Source organism: Streptococcus sp. UBA4344, assembly GCF_002393675.1.
Taxonomy (GTDB): domain Bacteria; phylum Bacillota; class Bacilli; order Lactobacillales; family Streptococcaceae; genus Streptococcus; species Streptococcus vicugnae.
In genome coordinates this window covers 84,996-104,668 of sequence record NZ_DGTE01000020.1, presented here as the reverse complement: position 1 = coordinate 104,668, position 19,673 = coordinate 84,996, and the positions used below count along the sequence as shown (strand labels likewise).

At 36.2% G+C, this 19,673-nt stretch carries 23 protein-coding genes; all 23 read right to left on the bottom strand.

Going from position 1 to position 19,673, the window contains the following annotated elements:
* Window positions 1–98: 98 nt before the first annotated feature.
* The 23 genes from B4D49_RS03770 to aroA all read right to left on the bottom strand — a co-directional run bounded on the left by B4D49_RS03770 (window position 99) and on the right by aroA (window position 19,639).
* On the bottom strand, window positions 99–1,751 hold the full coding sequence (locus tag B4D49_RS03770) for a SulP family inorganic anion transporter (RefSeq protein ID WP_132869961.1): 1,653 nt from the start codon (window positions 1,749–1,751) through the stop codon (window positions 99–101).
* A 598-nt stretch (window positions 1,752–2,349) separates the two neighbouring features.
* A complete protein-coding gene (locus B4D49_RS03765) occupies window positions 2,350–2,754 on the bottom strand; it encodes a nucleoside deaminase (RefSeq protein ID WP_246454252.1) in 405 nt (134 codons plus the stop codon).
* A 140-nt stretch (window positions 2,755–2,894) separates the two neighbouring features.
* The gene (locus B4D49_RS03760) at window positions 2,895–3,305 is read right to left on the bottom strand and encodes a GNAT family N-acetyltransferase (protein WP_132869883.1); all 411 of its coding nucleotides are present in this window, start codon (window positions 3,303–3,305) and stop codon (window positions 2,895–2,897) included.
* 36 nt (window positions 3,306–3,341) lie between these two features.
* A complete protein-coding gene (locus B4D49_RS03755) occupies window positions 3,342–3,710 on the bottom strand; it encodes a GNAT family N-acetyltransferase (RefSeq protein WP_281402427.1) in 369 nt (122 codons plus the stop codon).
* 117 nt (window positions 3,711–3,827) lie between these two features.
* Entirely contained in the window at window positions 3,828–4,424 is a 597-nt protein-coding gene (locus B4D49_RS03750) for a transglutaminase-like domain-containing protein (protein WP_132869882.1), read from the bottom strand.
* Between the two features lie 11 nt (window positions 4,425–4,435).
* Entirely contained in the window at window positions 4,436–5,338 is a 903-nt protein-coding gene (locus tag B4D49_RS03745) for an NAD-dependent epimerase/dehydratase family protein (RefSeq protein ID WP_132869881.1), read from the bottom strand.
* 255 nt (window positions 5,339–5,593) lie between these two features.
* Complete coding sequence (locus B4D49_RS03740; RefSeq protein ID WP_286783208.1) at window positions 5,594–5,770, bottom strand: hypothetical protein; 177 nt, start codon at window positions 5,768–5,770, stop codon at window positions 5,594–5,596.
* A 25-nt stretch (window positions 5,771–5,795) separates the two neighbouring features.
* Window positions 5,796–6,290: a GNAT family N-acetyltransferase gene (locus B4D49_RS03735; RefSeq protein ID WP_286783207.1), complete on the bottom strand. Its 495-nt coding sequence runs from the start codon at window positions 6,288–6,290 to the stop codon at window positions 5,796–5,798.
* A gap of 21 nt (window positions 6,291–6,311) precedes the next feature.
* Window positions 6,312–7,118, bottom strand: coding sequence for an N-acetyltransferase (locus B4D49_RS03730; protein WP_286783206.1), 807 nt, complete (start codon window positions 7,116–7,118; stop codon window positions 6,312–6,314).
* A 161-nt stretch (window positions 7,119–7,279) separates the two neighbouring features.
* Window positions 7,280–7,924 carry an ABC transporter permease gene (locus tag B4D49_RS03725; protein WP_286783205.1) on the bottom strand — a complete coding sequence of 215 codons (645 nt, stop codon included), beginning with the start codon at window positions 7,922–7,924 and terminating at the stop codon, window positions 7,280–7,282.
* The gene (locus B4D49_RS03720; RefSeq protein ID WP_286783204.1) at window positions 7,902–8,636 is read right to left on the bottom strand and encodes a lantibiotic ABC transporter permease; all 735 of its coding nucleotides are present in this window, start codon (window positions 8,634–8,636) and stop codon (window positions 7,902–7,904) included. The genes B4D49_RS03725 and B4D49_RS03720 overlap by 23 nt, the downstream gene beginning before the upstream one ends.
* 1 nt (window position 8,637) lies before the next feature.
* Window positions 8,638–9,330 (bottom strand): ABC transporter ATP-binding protein, encoded by a 693-nt coding sequence (locus tag B4D49_RS03715; protein ID WP_074481543.1) that lies wholly within the window; start codon window positions 9,328–9,330, stop codon window positions 8,638–8,640.
* 86 nt (window positions 9,331–9,416) lie between these two features.
* Entirely contained in the window at window positions 9,417–10,757 is a 1,341-nt protein-coding gene (locus B4D49_RS03710) for a sensor histidine kinase (protein WP_286783203.1), read from the bottom strand.
* Window positions 10,750–11,433 (bottom strand): response regulator transcription factor, encoded by a 684-nt coding sequence (locus tag B4D49_RS03705; protein ID WP_132868835.1) that lies wholly within the window; start codon window positions 11,431–11,433, stop codon window positions 10,750–10,752. Before B4D49_RS03705 ends, B4D49_RS03710 begins: the two co-directional genes overlap by 8 nt.
* 263 nt (window positions 11,434–11,696) lie before the next feature.
* Window positions 11,697–12,008: a TfoX/Sxy family protein gene (locus B4D49_RS03700; protein ID WP_132868836.1), complete on the bottom strand. Its 312-nt coding sequence runs from the start codon at window positions 12,006–12,008 to the stop codon at window positions 11,697–11,699.
* A gap of 1 nt (window position 12,009) precedes the next feature.
* Entirely contained in the window at window positions 12,010–12,780 is a 771-nt protein-coding gene (locus tag B4D49_RS03695) for an alpha/beta fold hydrolase (protein ID WP_132868837.1), read from the bottom strand.
* 163 nt (window positions 12,781–12,943) lie between these two features.
* On the bottom strand, window positions 12,944–13,405 hold the full coding sequence (locus B4D49_RS03690) for a GNAT family N-acetyltransferase (protein WP_286783202.1): 462 nt from the start codon (window positions 13,403–13,405) through the stop codon (window positions 12,944–12,946).
* A gap of 17 nt (window positions 13,406–13,422) precedes the next feature.
* Window positions 13,423–13,941: a hypothetical protein gene (locus B4D49_RS03685; protein WP_132868839.1), complete on the bottom strand. Its 519-nt coding sequence runs from the start codon at window positions 13,939–13,941 to the stop codon at window positions 13,423–13,425.
* A gap of 72 nt (window positions 13,942–14,013) precedes the next feature.
* A complete protein-coding gene (gene rlmD, locus B4D49_RS03680; RefSeq protein ID WP_286783201.1) occupies window positions 14,014–15,375 on the bottom strand; it encodes a 23S rRNA (uracil(1939)-C(5))-methyltransferase RlmD in 1,362 nt (453 codons plus the stop codon).
* Between the two features lie 109 nt (window positions 15,376–15,484).
* A complete protein-coding gene (locus B4D49_RS03675) occupies window positions 15,485–16,966 on the bottom strand; it encodes an LCP family protein (RefSeq protein WP_286783200.1) in 1,482 nt (493 codons plus the stop codon).
* A 99-nt stretch (window positions 16,967–17,065) separates the two neighbouring features.
* The gene (gene pheA / locus B4D49_RS03670) at window positions 17,066–17,890 is read right to left on the bottom strand and encodes a prephenate dehydratase (RefSeq protein WP_286783199.1); all 825 of its coding nucleotides are present in this window, start codon (window positions 17,888–17,890) and stop codon (window positions 17,066–17,068) included.
* The gene (locus tag B4D49_RS03665; RefSeq protein ID WP_286783198.1) at window positions 17,887–18,363 is read right to left on the bottom strand and encodes a shikimate kinase; all 477 of its coding nucleotides are present in this window, start codon (window positions 18,361–18,363) and stop codon (window positions 17,887–17,889) included. Before B4D49_RS03665 ends, pheA begins: the two co-directional genes overlap by 4 nt.
* Window positions 18,356–19,639, bottom strand: a complete 1,284-nt coding sequence (aroA, locus tag B4D49_RS03660) for a 3-phosphoshikimate 1-carboxyvinyltransferase (RefSeq protein WP_286783197.1) — start codon at window positions 19,637–19,639, stop codon at window positions 18,356–18,358. The genes B4D49_RS03665 and aroA overlap by 8 nt, the downstream gene beginning before the upstream one ends.
* Window positions 19,640–19,673: the final 34 nt, after the last annotated feature.

Sequence of the window (19,673 nt, the reverse complement as noted above, 5' to 3'; positions counted from 1 at the left end):
ACTTGTCACTTTTTAGCCAAAAATCAGTTAGGAAAACTAACATAATAACAAAAAATCCCACAGATTTTTCTGCAGGATTTATTTATCTATAACCACTATTATGCAAGACTTGCTGCACGTTTAAGTGAGGCATCAATATTTTCACAAAGATTTTCTTGACCAACTTTTTCGATAAAGCCAGCTTTTTCCATCACACGATATGGTTGTTTATTAACATGAGAAAGAATCAATGTCATACCACGTTTTTGGCAGATTTCAAGTGTTTCTTCAAGTGCTTCAAGTCCTGAAATATCCATTGCAGGAACATTACGCATACGAAGAATCAAGACATTTTTTCCTTCTTCGTGGGTAAAGTTAAGGAAATCATTAGCTGCACCAAAGAATAATGATCCAAAGATTTCGTAAACAACTGTGTTATTTGGAACATGTTTCAAATCAGTATTCTCAGAAAGTTCAGCATCATCAAGACTATCTTTATCAACCCATTGACGAACTGCTGCAACGTCTGACATGCGTTTAAGGAATAAGAAGGCAGCCAAAACCATACCGAATTCAATAGCTACTACAAGGTCAAAGAAGACTGTCAATACAAGTGTAATAACCAAAACAGCAATATCACTCTTAGGTGCTTTTTTAAGCATGTGTACAAATGTACGCCATCCACTCATATTGTATGCAACCATAATCAAGATTGATGCTAAACAGCTCATTGGAATAAGTGAAGCATATGGCATCAAGAACAATAGGATTAAAAGAAGAGTTACTGCGTGTGTCATACCAGCAATCGGTGTACGTCCACCATTTTTAACATTGGCTGCTGTACGAGCAATAGCTCCAGTTGCAGGAATGCCACCAAATAAGGCAGACATCATATTACCAACACCTTGTCCGACCAATTCAGCATTTGAACGATGGTGGCTACCAATCATACCATCAGAAACCACACATGAAAGAAGTGATTCAATCGAGGCAAGGATAGCAATGGTGAAGGCTGGTGAAATCATTTGACGAACTAAAGCAAACGAAAGGCTTGGCATTGTGAATGAAGGTAAACCAGCTTTGATTGTGTACAAGTCACCAATTGTTTTAACAGACATGTGACCAAATCCAACAAGTGCTGTTGTCACAATAATAGCAACGAGAGAACCAGGGATTTTTTGAGAAACACGTGGCCAGAAGATTTGGATTAACAAAGCAATCATACCAATCAATAGTGTTGGCCAGTTAATTGTATTTAAATGTTGAGCATAGGCTACCATTTTTTCAACGAATTCAGCTGGAACGGCACCCATATCAAGTCCTAAGAAATCTTTGATTTGTCCAACAAAGATTCCGACAGCAATACCTAATGTGAACCCAACTGTGATTGTTTTAGGAATGAATTTAATCAAATCTCCAAAGCGAAGAAGTCCCATCACAATCATCATAATACCAGCTAAGAATGTTGCAATGGTAAGACCAGCCATACCATATTGTGCAATAATACCGTAGATGATGACTACGAATGCTGCAGTCGGTCCACCGATTTGAACACGACTACCACCTAAAAATGAAATAAAAAAACCTGCCACAACTGCAGTATAAAGACCTTGTTCTGGATTAACACCTGATGCAATCGCTAAGGCAATTGACAATGGTAGGGCAATGATTGCCACAATAATCCCTGCAACAAGGTCTTTTGCAAACTGCGCACCCGAATAATTTTTAAGAGTACTGAACAGTTTTGGCTTAATATACTTAAAAGCGTCCATCTTTTCCTCCTACTTTTATTTGTTCTCAGACGCTTACGAGAACTCACATTACCATTTTATCACACCAAAAGTGAGAATTCTAGGTATATCAAGGGAAAAACTAGCTTTATTTGCTAGTTTTTAGCTCCGCTAGTTTACAGATTTTGGATTTTGAATCAAAAATCATTCTGATTTAAAATTGTAAGCGCTATACGCTGTTTTAGCCGCGTTTTTTGAAAATCCACAAAAATTCAAAAGTAAATTTTCAGATTATTTTCAACCTTCAGGTGAATGATTGGATTTTTAAAATGTTTTTGATAACATTTCAAGTATTTCTTCCCCATTTTTCTGCATAAAAAATGTGAACCTCCGTCTGAGCGGGAGCAATTTGAGTTGCTAATGGCGTTACAAAATCAGAATAACACTGGCAAAATAATGATTTTTTACTAACCAATCCTGCCATAAAAATACCTCAGTCATTATATCATTTTATTAACAAAAAACTGTAGCATATTTGCTACAGCTAATAATAACTTGAATCCTTCAATCTAATAAAGATCATGATTCATTTTTTGATAATCATCAAATAGCTTTAGACACTCTTCGTGACAAATTTGAGTTAAATAGTTTTTAGGAAGATGTGACAGATTGTTGACAATATCATCCAACTTTTCATTACGAAAACCGATTTTTGAATATCATCATTTGAACAGCCATAATAAATCTTATCAATATTTGCCCAAAGACACGCTGCCAAACTAAGTAAGCTTGGTTCACCTGTTGACACCAAAATACATCCAGATAAGTCAAAGTTATTCAACTTTTGACTAGCTTCACGAATTGCCAACAATTCTCCATGGGCAGTTGGATCATTTTTTCTGATTACCATATTATGACCACTACCAATGATTTCGCCGTCTTTCACAACAACTGAACCAAAAGGACCACCATCTCCCTTATGAATTCCATCATAAGTTTCTTCAATAGCCTTTTGCATATAAATTTCTAATGATTCATTTGACATCAAAATCACTCCTTCCTATTGAAAAATCGGATAAAATTTTAGTCTTTTTACAAAGATAAGAATTTCTGCTATTCGTGAAATATCTTCTTTTCTGGCTTTTCTAATCGCTGCTTTTCCTTCTCATCGATTAATCCTCAAAACTAAGTCCATAGCGATGTAATGAAAAGTGGTGAGCAATTTTCACTTTTAACAAAGCCACAATTCTCATAAAAGTCAATTTCCTTATTATAGCCAATCACAGCAATTCGCATGAAAGACTTGTATTTTTCTTTTACCATCTGAATCAGTTTTCTTCCGATAGTATGCCCTTGATAGTCAGGATCAACGAGCAAATAATGAATATAGGCATTCATGATGCCATCATCCATAACACAAATCATACCTACCAGCTTCTCTCCATCCCAAGCTGAATAGACAGTTTTAAAATTCTGCATGGCAAGGACTAACTTTTCAGGGAAATGACCTGAGGACCATTCTACTGAAAGAAATAAACGCTCTAAGTCGCTACATTTAAAATTTTGAATAGATTTATAATCAATATCTTCCGCCATCTGATAACCTCGTTTCTTCGTACAAGTACGCTTATCTTACTCACGCGCTTTATTTTGAATAATAAATTGCATTTCATCATTCATTTGACAAAAGCCGTAATTTTCATAAAGTTTTCTTCCCATTTGAGTCGCTTCAAGCGTGATGAAGTCAATACCACGTTCTCTTGAATCAGCAATCAACAAATCCAATAAATTGCTCGCAATCCCGCGTCTACGATATTCTGGAGCCACATACATGTTCATAATATAAGCTTTTTTCCCTGACGGATTATGATAGGTTGGCATAACACGATAGTAAGAAATTGCCCCTGTTGCCACCACCTTGTCAGCATCATAAACCAAAAATGCTGTGTGATTGCCATTTGACAAAGCTTCTTGATAATACTCTTTTGAACTTTTAGCCAAATGACTTAAATCTACGGAATGCTCTAATTGATTTGCCGCCCGTAGCACTTCAATTCATGCTGACACCAACATATCTATATCAGAAATACTAGCTTTTTTAAATAACATATCGTTCCCTTACTTCACTTCGCAAGTTAATCTATCGGGTAAATGATGCAAATACATATCAATAGCGTCTGTGCTCTTTTCTAGTACCGTCATCAAGCCTTGATCTGGTTTTGCATGATTATCGTGATAATCTACCTCACCTTCTGCATCTGGATAAAAAGCTAATCGTTCCTCATCTAGCGAAAACTCTGCTTGAACATTCTTTTTATTTCCTCTAGCATCTAAGCGTAGCCATTTTCCTAAAGAATCAAGATAAACAGTATTAAGAGCATGAATACAATAACCTGTGTCAGGTGTAGAACCAAGTATCAATCGTTGATAGGAAAAGCCAGAAGGAATGCCATTTGCTCTAAAAAGTGCGGCCAAAAGATTTGATTTTGCCCAACAAATCCCGACACCTTCTCTAAGACAGTCACTAGCTGAAACTGTTACGCGATGATCTTTCACATCCCAAGAATGTGAAATTTTATCTCGCACAAAATGGAAAGTATTTTTGACCAAATCTATTTCATCTATGCTCTCATTTTTTAATTGGTGAGCACGTTTTTGAATTTCAGGATGAAGATAATCAACATATTCACTGACTTCTAAAAATTCTTGATTCATACACCCCTCCTTTACTTCAAATGTTTTTCAATATAATCAAAAAATGGTTTCTTTTTGACGTCGAAGACGTGGTTTTCACACCATGTGTAGGATTCTTTTAAGCCAATTTCTAGAGGTGTTAGCTCTGGTAATAATTTCTCTTGCCTTTTGACATCTAAAAAGAACTCATAGTCGTAAAAACTAAAGTAATTGCGCTGATCGACCTCATCAAAGACTTCGATGAATTCTGGAATTTTATTACTGCAGGCATAGCAGAGCTTCACCCACTGGCGAGTACTTATAACTTCAGTATTTCCTACGTTATAGAGGTGTTCTGCTGGCCGCTTTTCAATAATAGCTTCCATCATGCGGCACAAATCCTTAATATAAAAGAATTGTAATTTTAATTCACCGTGGCGTGGCAGATAAAATGGCAAATCATCCTTAGCACAATCAAAGACAAAAGCTTCGCGATAAACATTATTCATCGATCCGTAGAGATATGGTGGGCGTAAAATATAAGCTTCTGGAACCAGCTCAAGCAAACGTTTTTCTGCTGCAATCTTATCTAGACCATACTGGCCCCAGAATTTATTTTCACCGACTTGGGAAGTTTCTAAAAATGGTTGAGGTCCATTTTCCGGATAGACAGAACTTGAACTAATCATGATATAGGTGTCAAATGAGTCAAGCGCTTCTACAAGGCAAGTAATATCACTAGCCTTGTAGGCTGTTACATCCAAAACAAGGTCAAAATGCAAACCCTTCAGTCGATTTTCCAAGTTGTGTCGATCAGCTTGAATCAAAGTCACGCCTTCAACTTGCGTCTTGGTATTTCGATTAAGCACATAGACATCATAACCTTGTTTAAGAAAGTAAGCTGCCGCATACTTGCTCACAAAAACTGTTCCACCCGTTACAAGTACTGTTTTCATCCAAAAACCTCCTTTGTAATTATCAGAATATTATAATATCTGAATTCTATCATAAAAAAACTGTCGTTACAACGAACAACAGTTTTTCAGCTAATTCCCTATCAGATTTTAGACTTTTTTGTGCCAGTTTCTGATAAAAATGTCATTTAACAATATTTTTTGACTATCTCTTTTAAACTCATCAAGCAGTCTGATTAGAAAATAAAGTAAATAAAAAACTACCATCACATTAAAACGGTAGTTATCTGTTGACTATTACTCCATTTGATCATTATCACCATCGCCATCTTTTACAAGAAGAAGCCCAATAATAAGACCAATGGAAATACCTAGCGACACCCATAAACCAATACTATGCGTCAAAACGCCGATTCCTGTCCCAAATAATACTCCAAGACTGATTCCCATTGCAATTCCGTTTTCTTTATTCATAATCTTCTCCTCCTGAATAGTGAAACTATAGGCGTTTTTCAAATCGAAACATTTCTGAAGCTTCATCATCATTTGGATCTTTGTGGTGACTGTTAAAGAATTCAACAATCTTAAACCCACAACGATTGACATAAAAATGGATATTACGCTTTTCAAAATACGGTGTCACAGTTTCACAAACTTTCACTTGGGGAAACATTTTTTCAATCTGACACCAAGCGGCGTAGCCGATTCCTTTGCTATGACACTTAGGAGAAATAAAGAGCAAATCTAAGTCTCCCTTATCTCCATCAACACGCACCACAAGGCCACCGACTACCTTTCCATTATCAAAAATCCGGTAGGCTTGTCCGCTATCAATTGACTCTTCAATCGTTTCTCTGGAAATAATTTGTTCCTCTTCTTCAAAATGGTCATCTCTCAAACCAAATTCCTCTAAAGCCCCATAATTAAAAGCTTCTTGATTATCTTTAATAAATTGTTCACGATCACTTGAAACAAGTGGTTTTAACTCAATCATACATACCTCTTCATCGAAAAATTATCCTTCAACCTTCGAGACGAGTTTTAAAAACTTCTTAGCATTCATCTGATCATTTGTCACATAATCTCCGTTATAAAAAAGAGCATAGGTCGTTATTGGGGTTGGCACTGATTGTGCTGTTTTTTTATCCGTAATCTGAATAGCTTCAAAAGGAATCCCTTCTTGCTGAGCTGTTTCTGCAAGGATTGGAACATACTTGGCATTAAAAGGACATTGACTGGTGTAATACAAAATGTAACCTGATTTATCGATATGAGGATGTTTGGCACAAGCTTTGAATTTTGGACATTTGTCATCATCAGAAAATGGCAAATACCAAAGTTGAATACCATTGTCAGCTTCATCAGCCACCTTAAACCCCTTGTAAGTTAAATACTTAGGGTCTGCCAGAAATGGTTTCTTCTTAGCCGCTGCTAGAATGCACAGCCCTTTCTTTCCTTTAGCCTTACTATCAGTAATACAAGCTTCTAATAAATCCGTCGAATACCCATGTCCCTTAAATGCTCCTGATACCCACAAGCAATCAATGTACATATAATCATCTGCTTCAATGGGATTCCAAGCATTTTCAGCAGGAAGATACTCGATAAAACACTTGCCACGTTCAACACTTTTTAGGAAAACTAATCCATCATCAAAGCGCTCCAACAGCCAAGCTTTTTTAGATGATACCTGAACATCTTTGTTGTTAGAGATGGCACAACAAATATGCTCTTTTTCCAAATTTTCCTTTGTCACTTGGATGTATTCCATAACCGATACCTCCTCATCGCCCAAGAAAACGTTATCACTCTTTGCTTTCATTGTAGCAAAATCAAGGTATTCTGACAAAAGAAAAACCAGACAAAAAAGACATTATCTGGTTGGTTTAATTATTCAATATAATAGGATAAGCAAAGCGATAGCTATTATTAATTTCAACAGCAACTGCTGCCTGTTCTGATTTTCCTTCTACAGAGTAAACTTCATCCTACTAACATTACCAAGTTTACAAGGTAAAATAGAATGATATCAGCCACTAAGGCTAGCAAACTTGTCGCTGAATAAGTAAAAATCAGGTTAACAGGAAGTGCAATTGGCATCCAGAGAACGTTAAGAAAAGCTTTATTTGTCGCAAAGATAATAAATAAACATTCTACAAAGGATAGGAGTAAATTCCCCCCTTTTCCTATAAAAAGGCTCAAAAACATGTGAAAATGGTTCAACATTATCAACAATAGCCAAACAACAAGTCCAATGTAAAGAAAATGAGTGAGTTCATTGACCTCAGCTCCTACTCCCAGCCAAAGTATAACTGTAGGAATAAGCAGTATCACATCAGTCGCCAAAAGCTTCATTGACCAAATTCTCAGTTTATGCTTTTCACTTCTGATGTTTTGAAAATGATTAGCATCCATCTCTTGCTCATGTAACAAAATTGATACGATACTCATCACGATACAATAACCTAACATGTATAAGAAAACAATGTTTTGTAAGATAGTCGGATTATTAACAATCAAGACATAAGGCAGAATGGTGACTAATTGCAAGAATGACAAGATTAGAATCAAGTAAAAAGCATAGGAATTTTTCCATTTTACCAACTCACTTTTTAGATAATTCATCATTATTCAGCCTCCATTTCAGTAAAAATACGCACAGCAAGCACATCAAAAGAGATAGTATCAGTGCTGTAATAATCAGTTGAATATCCATTACACCAGCAACGTCTAAATCTCCCGATGGTTTTAACTGCATCATGCCATAAGCAATTTTATAGTGATAAGTATAAGGAAAAATATACCAAAAAGATGTCTGGGCTAAAAATGGCGCTACCAGCAGGCAGACCAAAGCATTTACTGCCAATAAAAGATAGGGACTCAACCATCGTGATAAAAAATATAAGAAAGGTAAATTCCAAATAGAGGCTAACATAATCAAAAGCAAACAAAGGAAATCTCTACTCATATCTACAGACATTACTCCTGAAAACAACAGCGATACAAGATAAAATATCACCGTAAAGATTACTGTTGCTACAAAAATATCTTTCACCTTTAATAGCATCTTAGCTAAATAAATGTTAAAAGTCTCTTTTCCTAGATGAATATTTTGAAAGTGACCTGCTTTTTCTTCAGCTTTATAGTCATAGAGAAATAACAAACCAATTAAAGTGTACAAAAAGATTGATTCCCACCAGTACACTGAAAAACTCTCTAAAAGGCTATAACCTGAAAGCAATACTGAGATAAAAATCGTTAGAAATGGAACAAAGAATAATAATTTCTTATCTGAGCTTGACTTTTGTTTCAACCATTCTGACTTCAATATTTTTTTCATCCTAAGCACCTCCGTGAACGATTTTAAAGAATAATCTTTCTAAATCATCATCATGAGTATTATCTTCATCATAGAAGATTTCACCATTATGTAAAATAACAATATGGTCTGCAACTTTACTAACTTCGTGGAGTTGATGACTTGATAAAAGAATGGTCATACCAGATTTTTTTAAATTCGTTATTAAATCTAACAATTCTTTAATACCATCAGGATCTAAACCATTTGTTGGCTCATCCAAAATCAATAAGTCAGGATTAGTTATCATCGCCATTCCTAAGCCCAAGCGTTGTTTCATCCCTAATGAAAAATGCCCTGCTTTTTTCTTACCTGTATGAGATAATCCAATCAACTTTAGCACTTCATTGATTCTCTCATCTGAAATGTCATATAAGAGTGCGCGTGTTTTTAAATTATCAAAAGCTGACAAATTCATATAAATTGCTGGTGATTCGATAAGAGCACCAATATTAAAATCTGCACTAGATTTTTCACTAATTTGCTCACCATTAAAAACAACAGCACCGCTATCAGCTTCTTCCAAGCCAAAAATAATTTTCATAATGGTTGACTTACCGGCACCATTAACGCCAAGCAAACCACAGACATTACCTTTTTCAATATCAAATGAAACACCTTTTAATATCTCTTTATCTTTAAAAGACTTTTTCAAATTTTTAACCTGCACAACCATAAGTCTTCCTCCTTTTTACCTATTAACTATATCGAAGGAATTTCAGCGTTTGTTCAGAAAAAAAGAAAAATAGCACCTAAAAGATGCTATTTCTTGATAGATAAACTGACAACTGCTCCACCTGTGGGAGGATTTTGTAAAACAAGCTTTCCGTGGTGATTTTTAGCAACTACCTGAGCAAATGATAAACCTATACCATAATGTTTGCTATTTCTTCCTTTATTTTCAGTGTAAAAAAGATTATCTGCGCTTTCCAAAGCTTCTTTTGTAAAAGCAGGTCCATTATTCCATATATGAAAAACTAGAAACTCTTCTTCCTCAATCACTGAAAGTGTTACTTTTTTATGACCAGAACTATATCTCGCAGCATTTGACAAAATGTTAATCAGAGCACGACTTAAATTAAGTTGGTTTCCTTTGAAAAATTCCAAGTTAACGCGCTTAATCACATTAAACTCAACCTCATGTGTATCCATGATTGCCCTTGCTTCTGTATCGAGTTCTTCTAAAAATTCTGGTAAAAAAATCTCTTCCTGATAGTCCTTTTCCTCCACTAGTAAGCGAGAATACTGAATCATATCATTAAAATATTTTTCAAAAGCTTTGATACTGTTATCAGCTGAATTGAGAAAGTCGGATTGTTGATTTGTCAATTCTGTCATGTCAAGCAACTCCAAATTTCCTTTTAAAACTGTCAAAGGTGTTTTGATATCATGAGCTAAGGCTGCCACTTGAAAAGATAAATCTTTTTTTGCTTTTCGCTCTGCCTCCAACAGGGTAACCAGTTCAGCATCTTTTTGATAAAGCATCGATAAAATATCGTTAAACTCTATCATTTCCGTCTGAGAATGTTTGACAGTCATCTCAGGTTTTCCCATGTTCAAAGAAATCTCTTGAATCAATCGAAAATTCTTAGTAAATTCTTTTAAAAGCCTTGAAATTGACCAGATAATCAAAGCGAGCTCTAATATCAAGAAAAAGAGGTATGAAAAACTGTTAAATGAAATCTGTCTTAATCTAGGATTGACAAATTCAGGCAAGGTTGGGCATCTGAGAATGAGCACGTATTTTGAATTACTGAACTCTGCATAACGAATTGTCCCAACTTCTTCAGTCCTTCCATGGTCAAAAGCATCTTTATAATGCTTATAATCCTCACTTTGATACCTACTGGTGCTGATTTTTCCAGAAGATTTTTCAAATACAACATAGTCAAAAGTCGTTTGATTTAACCGCTTTGCAATCATCTTAGCTGAAGCATTATCTTTTATCTTAACCTTAAACTCTGAGCCATAGCTATTCAACTGCCCTGTTATCACTAAAAGATAAGTGAGGAAAAATAACACTAAGACATTAATCACGGTTCCCAGCAATATTTCAGAAATGCTCCGTAACACCCTTCTTTTGATTGAGTAATGTCTAGTCATACCACTTATATCCCATTCCTCTCACAGTCTTAATCGGATTGATGCCATAAGACGAGAATTTCACTCTTATCTGATAGACATACTCTGATACCGAACGAAATAGAGCATCAGCTTCTTCATCATAAATATGGCTGTAAATATCTTCTCGCGTGAAAACTTTATTGCGATTAGCTGACAGTAGTTCTAACAAATCGTATTCTCTACTTGTCAATGGAACAATCTTGCCATTAACACATACCGTTTTTTCTTGTAAATAAAAAGTAATCGGTAGCAATTCTCGGACAACTTTCCCATCTGATTCAGCTTTTCTAAAACGTTCTTCGCGTTTCAAATGCGCAGCAACTTTCGCAACCAACTGTTTAACACTAAATGGTTTTGTAATGTAATCGTCACCACCAAGATTTAATCCAGTAACGATATCATCTTCTTCGTCTTTTGCACTAACAAAAATAATTGGCGCACTCACTTTATCGCGGATTTGTTTACAAACTTGCAAACCATCAATATCAGGCATCATGACATCAAGCAAAATCAAATCATATCCTTGAAAATCCATGTTATTCAGCGGTAAAGTTATTCCTTGATAAGTTGTGACATCATAATTTTTCATCTCCAAAATCGTACGCATTAACTTTAAAATTTCAAAATCATCATCTACAACTAAAATTTTATACATCCTATCTCCTATACATTCACCCAAAATTGACCATCAGTTGCATCTTCGCTATAATCAAGACTTTAAAAGGATAGCAACAACATTTCAGAAAAAGTTCAGAACAAGTTTCCTTCTGAAAACTTGGAATCTTGAAATACAAAAATTTCTCAATTCATATTTTATCAACAATTGCTGTAATAAGTATATCATTCAATTAATAGATATACTAACTCTTAACTTATTTTCAATTTTGAAAAGAAAAACCAACCTTTAAATGGTTAGTTTCATTTTTTCTTAGGGGCAGGTAATTCCTCAGCTATTGCTTGCAATAATTGTGCCAAAAATGCTTTATCATCAAGCTTATCAACCAGAAGCATCTTCTTGGCACCTTCATAAGGTAATGCCATCTTAGCCTCTGGTAGCATAGCTAGCGCTGATTTTGTTGGTTTAACGAGGAAACGATTATCATAAATACCACCAATAACCTTGCCTTGACAATATATAATATACTCGCCCATCATCGCTCGCCAAGAGACCTCTTTTGTCTCAGACAATTGATTTAAAATAACTGTTAAATACTCTTTGCTTGAAGCCATATCATTCACTCCTTGTATGCTTACATTCACTTCTTTGAATTCCCTCCAGAAGTTCTTTGACATATAATTCTGGATAATTAATAGAATATTGACCGTGAGCTAAACCAGATTTGATTTCGAGACGACTATTAGGTAAAAGGTGATTTAGCTGATTGGCTGAGCGGATTACTCTTTTTGGCTCTTTATCTCCAACAATAATTCTCACAGAGGCGGAGCAACTTCTCAAATTATCTTTTACTTGATACAAGCTACTTGCTTTTGTAAAAGCAATCAAATTTTGCTTAGAAAGTTTCACTGTGTTCTCATAATAGTGTTCAAACAAATCATCTCTCATGCCAAGATAGTGAAACTGCATTCTAGCAAACCACTTTTGTTTGATCAAGCCATAAGTGGCTGAAAATAGCGGAGCAACCACACTTGCTGTCAATTTATCTGGAATGATAGCAGCACTCTCAATAATCGCCTGTTTACAAATAGTCGGTTGCTTAGCAAGCATTTCTAAAAGAATCTGACCGCCAAGCGACAGACCAGCAATTAGCAAAATCGAACCGCCATACTCAAGATTGATGAGATCAATCAAGCTAGCAGCATTTTCTTCAATACTTGTAAAATCCCTATCACTTCCAGCATGCCCATCGAGAATCGGCACAACCACATGATAGTTTTTGGTCAGCAAATCCATCTGAGATTGATACTGCCACCAGGACAAACCGCCACCGTGGAGTAACATGATAACGTCTTGATTTTCTTGACCAACTTCAACAAACTTCATCACAATCTCCTCCCCAAAATGCTAACAAAAAAACCAAAAGTCCTAGTAAAATAATAACACAGCACAACTAATCAAGTACCTGTTATCATATTACCATACTTTTGGTTTTATTTGATGGGGGTAATGTTTTTATTAGTAAAGTGAATATGCAAAACTTAAAAAGTTATTTTAAAGACATAAGATAGATTTGACAAGGATTTTGCTCATCCCACAATGTTGGAAATACCTCAAATTCCTTAAAACCAAGTGAAAGATAGAAACGATTTGTGCTATCATAACTATCGTATTTTCCCATTTGAACCGTTTTGACTTGAAGAAAAGTGTAACCTTTTTCGGTAGCAATCTCTTTAGCTTTCAAAACAAGAGTTTTTCCAACACCCTGTCGGTGATATTTTTCCAAAACTCCCATTACAAATAGCTCAACTGTATCTCTTCCAGTTTCTTTCAAATAAACAAAACCAACTGGGTGATTTTTATCATAAGCAGCTATAAATGGGCACTTTGCACTTTCTTTGATGTAGTTCTCACGCGCTTCAGAAATTCCAAACCATTCAGGCAAAGCTTCTAAAATAAAACGTGTTATATCTTGTTTCTCAGTATCATCAATTATTTCTTTGAGTTTCATTGTATTTTTAAAACTTCCTAATCAATTCTGCCACTTTTGGCTAATTTCATAGCGTCCGCAGTTAAAAATGTTCTACGAATCATTGTTTCAATGTAGCGCTCCATAAGTTTTTCATCATCAAGAAACAACGTAAAAAATCTTAATGTCCTTGTTTGATTAAACCAAACGATTTTTATTGGTACTTTTAAGGTTTTACTTTCTCCACCGACTGCCAAACTTGATTGTTCATCTTTCAACTCTTGCATTTTAAAAAAATCATTTTCATTCTGACGAAAACTTTCGATACATTCAATCTCTTTAGAACCAGGTAGTGAACTGTAAGTAATGGTAGAAATATTCATTAAATCAGCCTTGCTCATATAACTAGCCCAATCAACCATGCCTTTCCAACCATAACCACGAGCAGCTAACAAAACGTCATACTGATGCCAAGCTTCTTGACTACAATGACGAATCACTTTAATGTAACTTTCATCATCTAAAACATCACTAGAAGTCAACCTCTTCTTTTTCTTGAAAAAATCAAGTAGTCCCATAAAATCCCCCTTCATAAATCTTAAAAATCTTCATAAACAGCTTACCTTAAAAATCAAATGCAAGCTAAACTCTTATTCTGCGTTTTTAACTAGCAAACTAACACACTCGACGTGGTGCGTATTCGGGAACAAATCCACCGGCTGTACTTTTTGGAGTTTGTAGCCGAGTTCTTGGTAGAGTTTGATGTCACGCGCCATAGTTGCTGGGTTACATGAGATGTAAGTAACTTTTTCTGGCTGCATCGCTACACTTGCTTTGATGAAGTTTTCTGTCAACCCTTTACGAGGTGGGTCAACCAGAATCACACTTGGTTTGATACCATCTTTGCTCCATGTTGCCATAGCATGTTCTGCTGAGTCAGCCACATAGTGTGCATTGGTAATGCCGTTTAGCGCAGCATTTCGTTTAGCATCTTCTACAGCATCTTCAATCACTTCAACACCGTAAACTGCTTTGATATTTTTAGCAAATGAAAGTCCAATTGTTCCAATTCCAGAATAGGCATCAATCACGATGTCATCAGCCGTCAAATCTGAAAAATCAATAGCAGTTTGGTAAAGTTTTTCAGCCATTTCAGTGTTCACTTGGTAGAATGAACGTGCTGAAATTTCATATTGATTGCCAAGCATGCTATCAACGATAGTATCTTTACCATAAAGTGTTCTAAAGTCATTGCCAAAAATCGCATTGGTATTTTTATCGTTGATATTTTGGACGATTGATTTTACGGCTGGAAATTCAGCAACGATTTTTTCGATGATTTGCTCGATACGGAAAATTTTCGGACGTGTTGTGACAAAGACAAGCATCATTTCACCAGAATAGTGTCCACGACGAACGACCAAGTTACGAATCAAACCAGTTTGTTCTTTTTCATCGTATGGTTTAAGGTCAAAACGACGAAGCAAATCACGTGTGAAATTGATTAAACGGTCAATTTCTTTATTTTGAATGTAAAAATCAGAAATTGGCATCAAGTCATGTGAATGTTTGCGGAAAAAACCAGTTTCTAGTTGACCATTTACACGACGAACTGGCACTTGAGCCTTGTTACGATAAGCATATGGATGTTCCATACCTAGAGTTTCAGCTACTTCAACATCTGAAATACCAGCTGTCTTATAAAGGTTATCAGCTACTTGTTTGCGTTTAAATTTTAGCTGCTCAGCATAGGCAAGGTGCCCAAAATCAGCGATTCCTGTACGCAAATAATCCACATTCAAATCTTGATTGCGGTGCTCTGAAATCGTCAAGTATTCCTCAACCTTACCGAATCCGATATTTTTCTTCACTTTCAAGACACGCATCTTGATTTTTTCACCTGGAAGAGCATTTTCAACAAAGAAAACAAAGCCATCAACCTTTGCAACACCAGCTCCTTCATGTGATAAATCTGTGATTTCAACCTCAACAATGCTATTTTTTTCTAACATATTTTCCTTTCAACAAGCCTGTAAATTCAAGCTTCTATTAATCAATTCTCGTTCGGTTACTTTTCTCAAAAAAAGAGAAGCATAACTGCCTCTCTATTATATCATATTATTAACGTAGCCCAAGCTCCTTCAACTCTTCTTGGTATTTATTAAAATCAATTGCGATACCGAGTCCGCCGTACATGTCATAATCATCAGTCCAGTCTCCTTCCGCTGGGACCGTCTTTTGCTCAATACCTTTTTGACCACTGGTAATCACACCCAAACCTTCTTTAAGAAGAAATGGGTAAGACACATTTGTTGAGGTAAGGGCATAGATTTTCCCAATGGCTGCAGATCCTGTAAAGAGTTTTGAAGGATCTTTAATCTGGTTGACGATAGCAGAAATCACTTGTTGTTGACGTTGAGTGCGTCCATAGTCACCGTCATCATCTTTACGGAATCGAGCATAGTTAAGCAAGGTACGTCCATCCATCCTTTGATTGCCAACTTCAATCGTTTGATTTGGCACTGTTCCATCAGCTTGCATGTTCAAATCATCTGGAACTTCAACAGAAGAAACTTCTTGTCCATCAACAGTACCAAATTTGGCATCTATTTCAACACCCTTTGGAAATAGTGTATCGATAGCTTCTGCAAAGGTTTCAAAGTCAACCATGACATAATACTTAATATCAATGTCAAAATTATTTTTCAAGGTTTTACGCATAAGTTCTGCACCTTGACGATCATCTTGTTCACCAATATTGAAAGCAACATTAAGCTTTTGGTCGTTTGCGTAATCATTATAGCTAACACCGTTAATATTAACCAGGGTGTCACGCATAAAGCTAACTAGTTTAACTTTACCTTCTTTGTTACCAATATTCATCACCATGATGGTATCTGTTCTAGCATCAGATGAGCCTTGCGAAATCCGCTTATCACTACCAAGAATCAGAATATTAGTCCCGTCATGACTATCTTGACCGTTAAAAGGTTCTACTACTGCAGCAGAATAATTCGTTTCACCACTTGATACCTCATCGACACCACGATAGAACATATAAACCATACCAGCCATAATCAAAATGACTAATAAGCTACAAAATTGTAGAAAATGTTTAAAGCGTTTTTTGTGATGCTTCTTTTTAGGCTTCTTTGCCTTTGGAGCTTTGGGTTCATCGTGTGCAATTCCTTCGTAATAGTCCAAATAGGAAGAGGCGGGCTTTTTTGCTTTTTTCTTTCGTTTTGAACGATGCGACTTCTTTGTTTGAGGATATTTTGGTAAACCTTGTGACGTTAATTGATTGTCAGATGTATCGTAATCATCGTACTCATCATAAGTCACATAAGCGTCATAATCATCATCATAGTCGTCATCGTAGTAATCATAATAATCATAATAATCGCCATAATCATCATAGCGTTCATAATGAGGCTCTTTATGGACAGACGAAGAGTATCCAGATGACATCTCTTGCATACTCATCTGCTTTTTTTGATAGAGATAACCAAACTCTTCCTTTTGTTGCGGATTTAGATACTCTAAATTTCCCAAAAGGTATTCATATCTTAATTCTTCATGCCGACTTAATTTATTTTCTGCCATATCTCATACCACTCTTTCAATCAATCTATACTAAAGTCAGTACAAGTTTAACGAAACGACTATACTATCATTATACTAAAAAAGACATCAGGAAAGAAATTATAACTTGTAAACGTCGTAATTTCCAAGCATTTTATAACCAATGCCAAGTTGGCGCAATTCTTCTAAGGCAAAAGAGACAAGCGCTTCATTGGTATTGTCAATATCAACGATGAAAAAATACTCTCCAAGCGCAGTTTTTAAGGGACGACTTTCAATTTTAGTCAAATTAATCCCACGCCAAGCAAAGACCGCTAAACCTTTATAAAGCGCACCTGGAAGATTATCTGAGAGCGTTAAAGCTAATGAGATTTTTTGTTGACACTTAGTCAAATCAAATGAACACTTCTTGCGCCCCAATACCCAAAAACGCGTGAAATTCTCATCCATTTCTTGGATATCTTTAGCAATAATTTCCAAATCATACTCTTTTGCTGCTGCAACTGGTGCAATTGCTGCAAAAGGCTCATCGGGATTTTCAGCAATAAAACGTGCAGCGTAAGCCGTGCTTGCTGTCATCTCTATTTGTGCATTCGGATAATGCGCTTTGATGTATTTTTTCCCTTGAGCAATAGCCTGCGGATGTGAGAAAATCTTTTCGATTTTCTTATCTTTCGAAGTCGCTAAAAGTTGTTGCTTAATGGGTTGAATCATTTCCGCAACCGCTTCAATTTTAGCTTGATGAAAAAGGTAGTCCAGAGTTTCGTGAACTGACCCTTCAATCGAATTTTCAACTGGAATAATGGCATAATCCACCATTCCTTCTTCGTAAGACTTGATTACTTCAGTGATATTTGCAAAAGGCACTCGTTCAGCTTCTGGGAATGCCTTAACAGCAACATTGTGCGTAAAAGAACCATTCGGTCCTAAATAGCCAACTTTCATCCAATTTCCTCAATAATTTCTTCCGGTGTTTTTCCAGCAACTTCGATAATACGATTGGCTGCAGCCTCATACATCTCTTGACGTCCATCAAAGATAGCTTTGAAATCTTCTTTACTATTATTAACAAATAAAGGACGGACATTCTTGGTATCATTTTTAATACGATCATAAAGCGTGTCAAAATCAGCTTTCAAGTAAATCGTTTCAGGATTTTTTGCCAAAATATCTCGGTTAACTGGGTTGATAACCACACCACCACCAGTTGAGATAACATGGTCAGAATTCGCCAATTCAGCTAAGACCTGTGATTCAATCTCACGGAATTTGGCTTCGCCTTCTTTCGCAAAGAAATCTGAAATAGACATGCCGATACGCTCTGTAATCAAAGCATCCATATCAATATAATCTTTATCTAGAAGTGATGAAATGGTTGATTTTCCAGAACCCATAAATCCAATAATAATTCTAGCCACGTGACAATACCTCCAAATCATTAAAGAAGCTTGGGTAACTTGTATTGATTGCTTCTGCTCGTTCTAATTCAACGTCACCATCTGATACCAAAAGCGCAGCAATAGCTGTCATCATACCGATACGGTGATCACCAAAGGTATTGATTTTAGCACCATGAAGCGGTGTTTTTCCTTTGATAATCATACCATCATCAGTCGGTGTAATGTCAGCACCCATGGCATTCAAAGCATCGGCTACAACTTGGATACGATCTGTTTCTTTGACTTTCAATTCTTCTGCATCACGAATGACTGTTGTGCCATTAGCTTGTGTAGCAAGAAGAGCAATAATTGGCAATTCATCAATCAAACGTGGAATGATTTCACCACCGATTTCAGTGCCAGAAAGCTCTGAAGTTTCAACGGTAATCGTTGCTGATTTGGCAACTTCATCAACATCTGAAATTGTCATTTTGCCACCCATTGCTTCAATGACATCAAGAATACCAGTACGTGTTTCATTGATACCAACGTTTTCAAGTGTTACTTTAGCATTTGGAACAATAAGCCCTGCAACTAGCCAAAAGGCTGCTGAAGAAATATCACCTGGTACAACCACATCTTGACCAGTAAATTCTTGACCACCTTTGATGCGAATTTCTTTGCCATTCACATCAATTGCACCGCCAAATTGAACAATCATATCTTCTGTGTGATTACGTGTCTTTTCTTTTTCGATAATGACTGATTCCCCATCCGCTTGCAAAGCGGCAAAAATCAAAGCAGATTTCACTTGAGCTGATGCTACAGGAAGTTGGTAATGAATAGGTTTTATATTTTTACTACCACGCATGGTAAGTGGTGGCAAATCACGCTCTGTCTGACCAGAAACTTCTACACCCATTTGACGAAGTGGAATCGTCACACGGTCCATCGGACGTTTTGACAAACTGTCATCACCAAACATCTCAACCGTAAAATCTTGCCCAGCCAAAACACCTGAAATCAAGCGAATTGATGTCCCTGAATTTCCCATATCAAGTTTATTTTGAGGGGCTTTAAGACCATCAAAACCAACACCTGTAATGGTTACAAGGTCTCCATCATCTTGAATATCAACCCCTAAATCACGAAAAACTTGCATGGTTGACAAAACATCTTCGCCACGTAAAATATCGCGAACAGTCGTTTTCCCCTTAGCAAGACTTCCGAACATGATAGAACGGTGACTGATTGATTTATCTCCAGGAACACGTAACGTTCCTTGTAATTGTGACACATTTGTCAATAATTTCATACAACTCTCCCACGGTTTAGTATTAATTCTATTG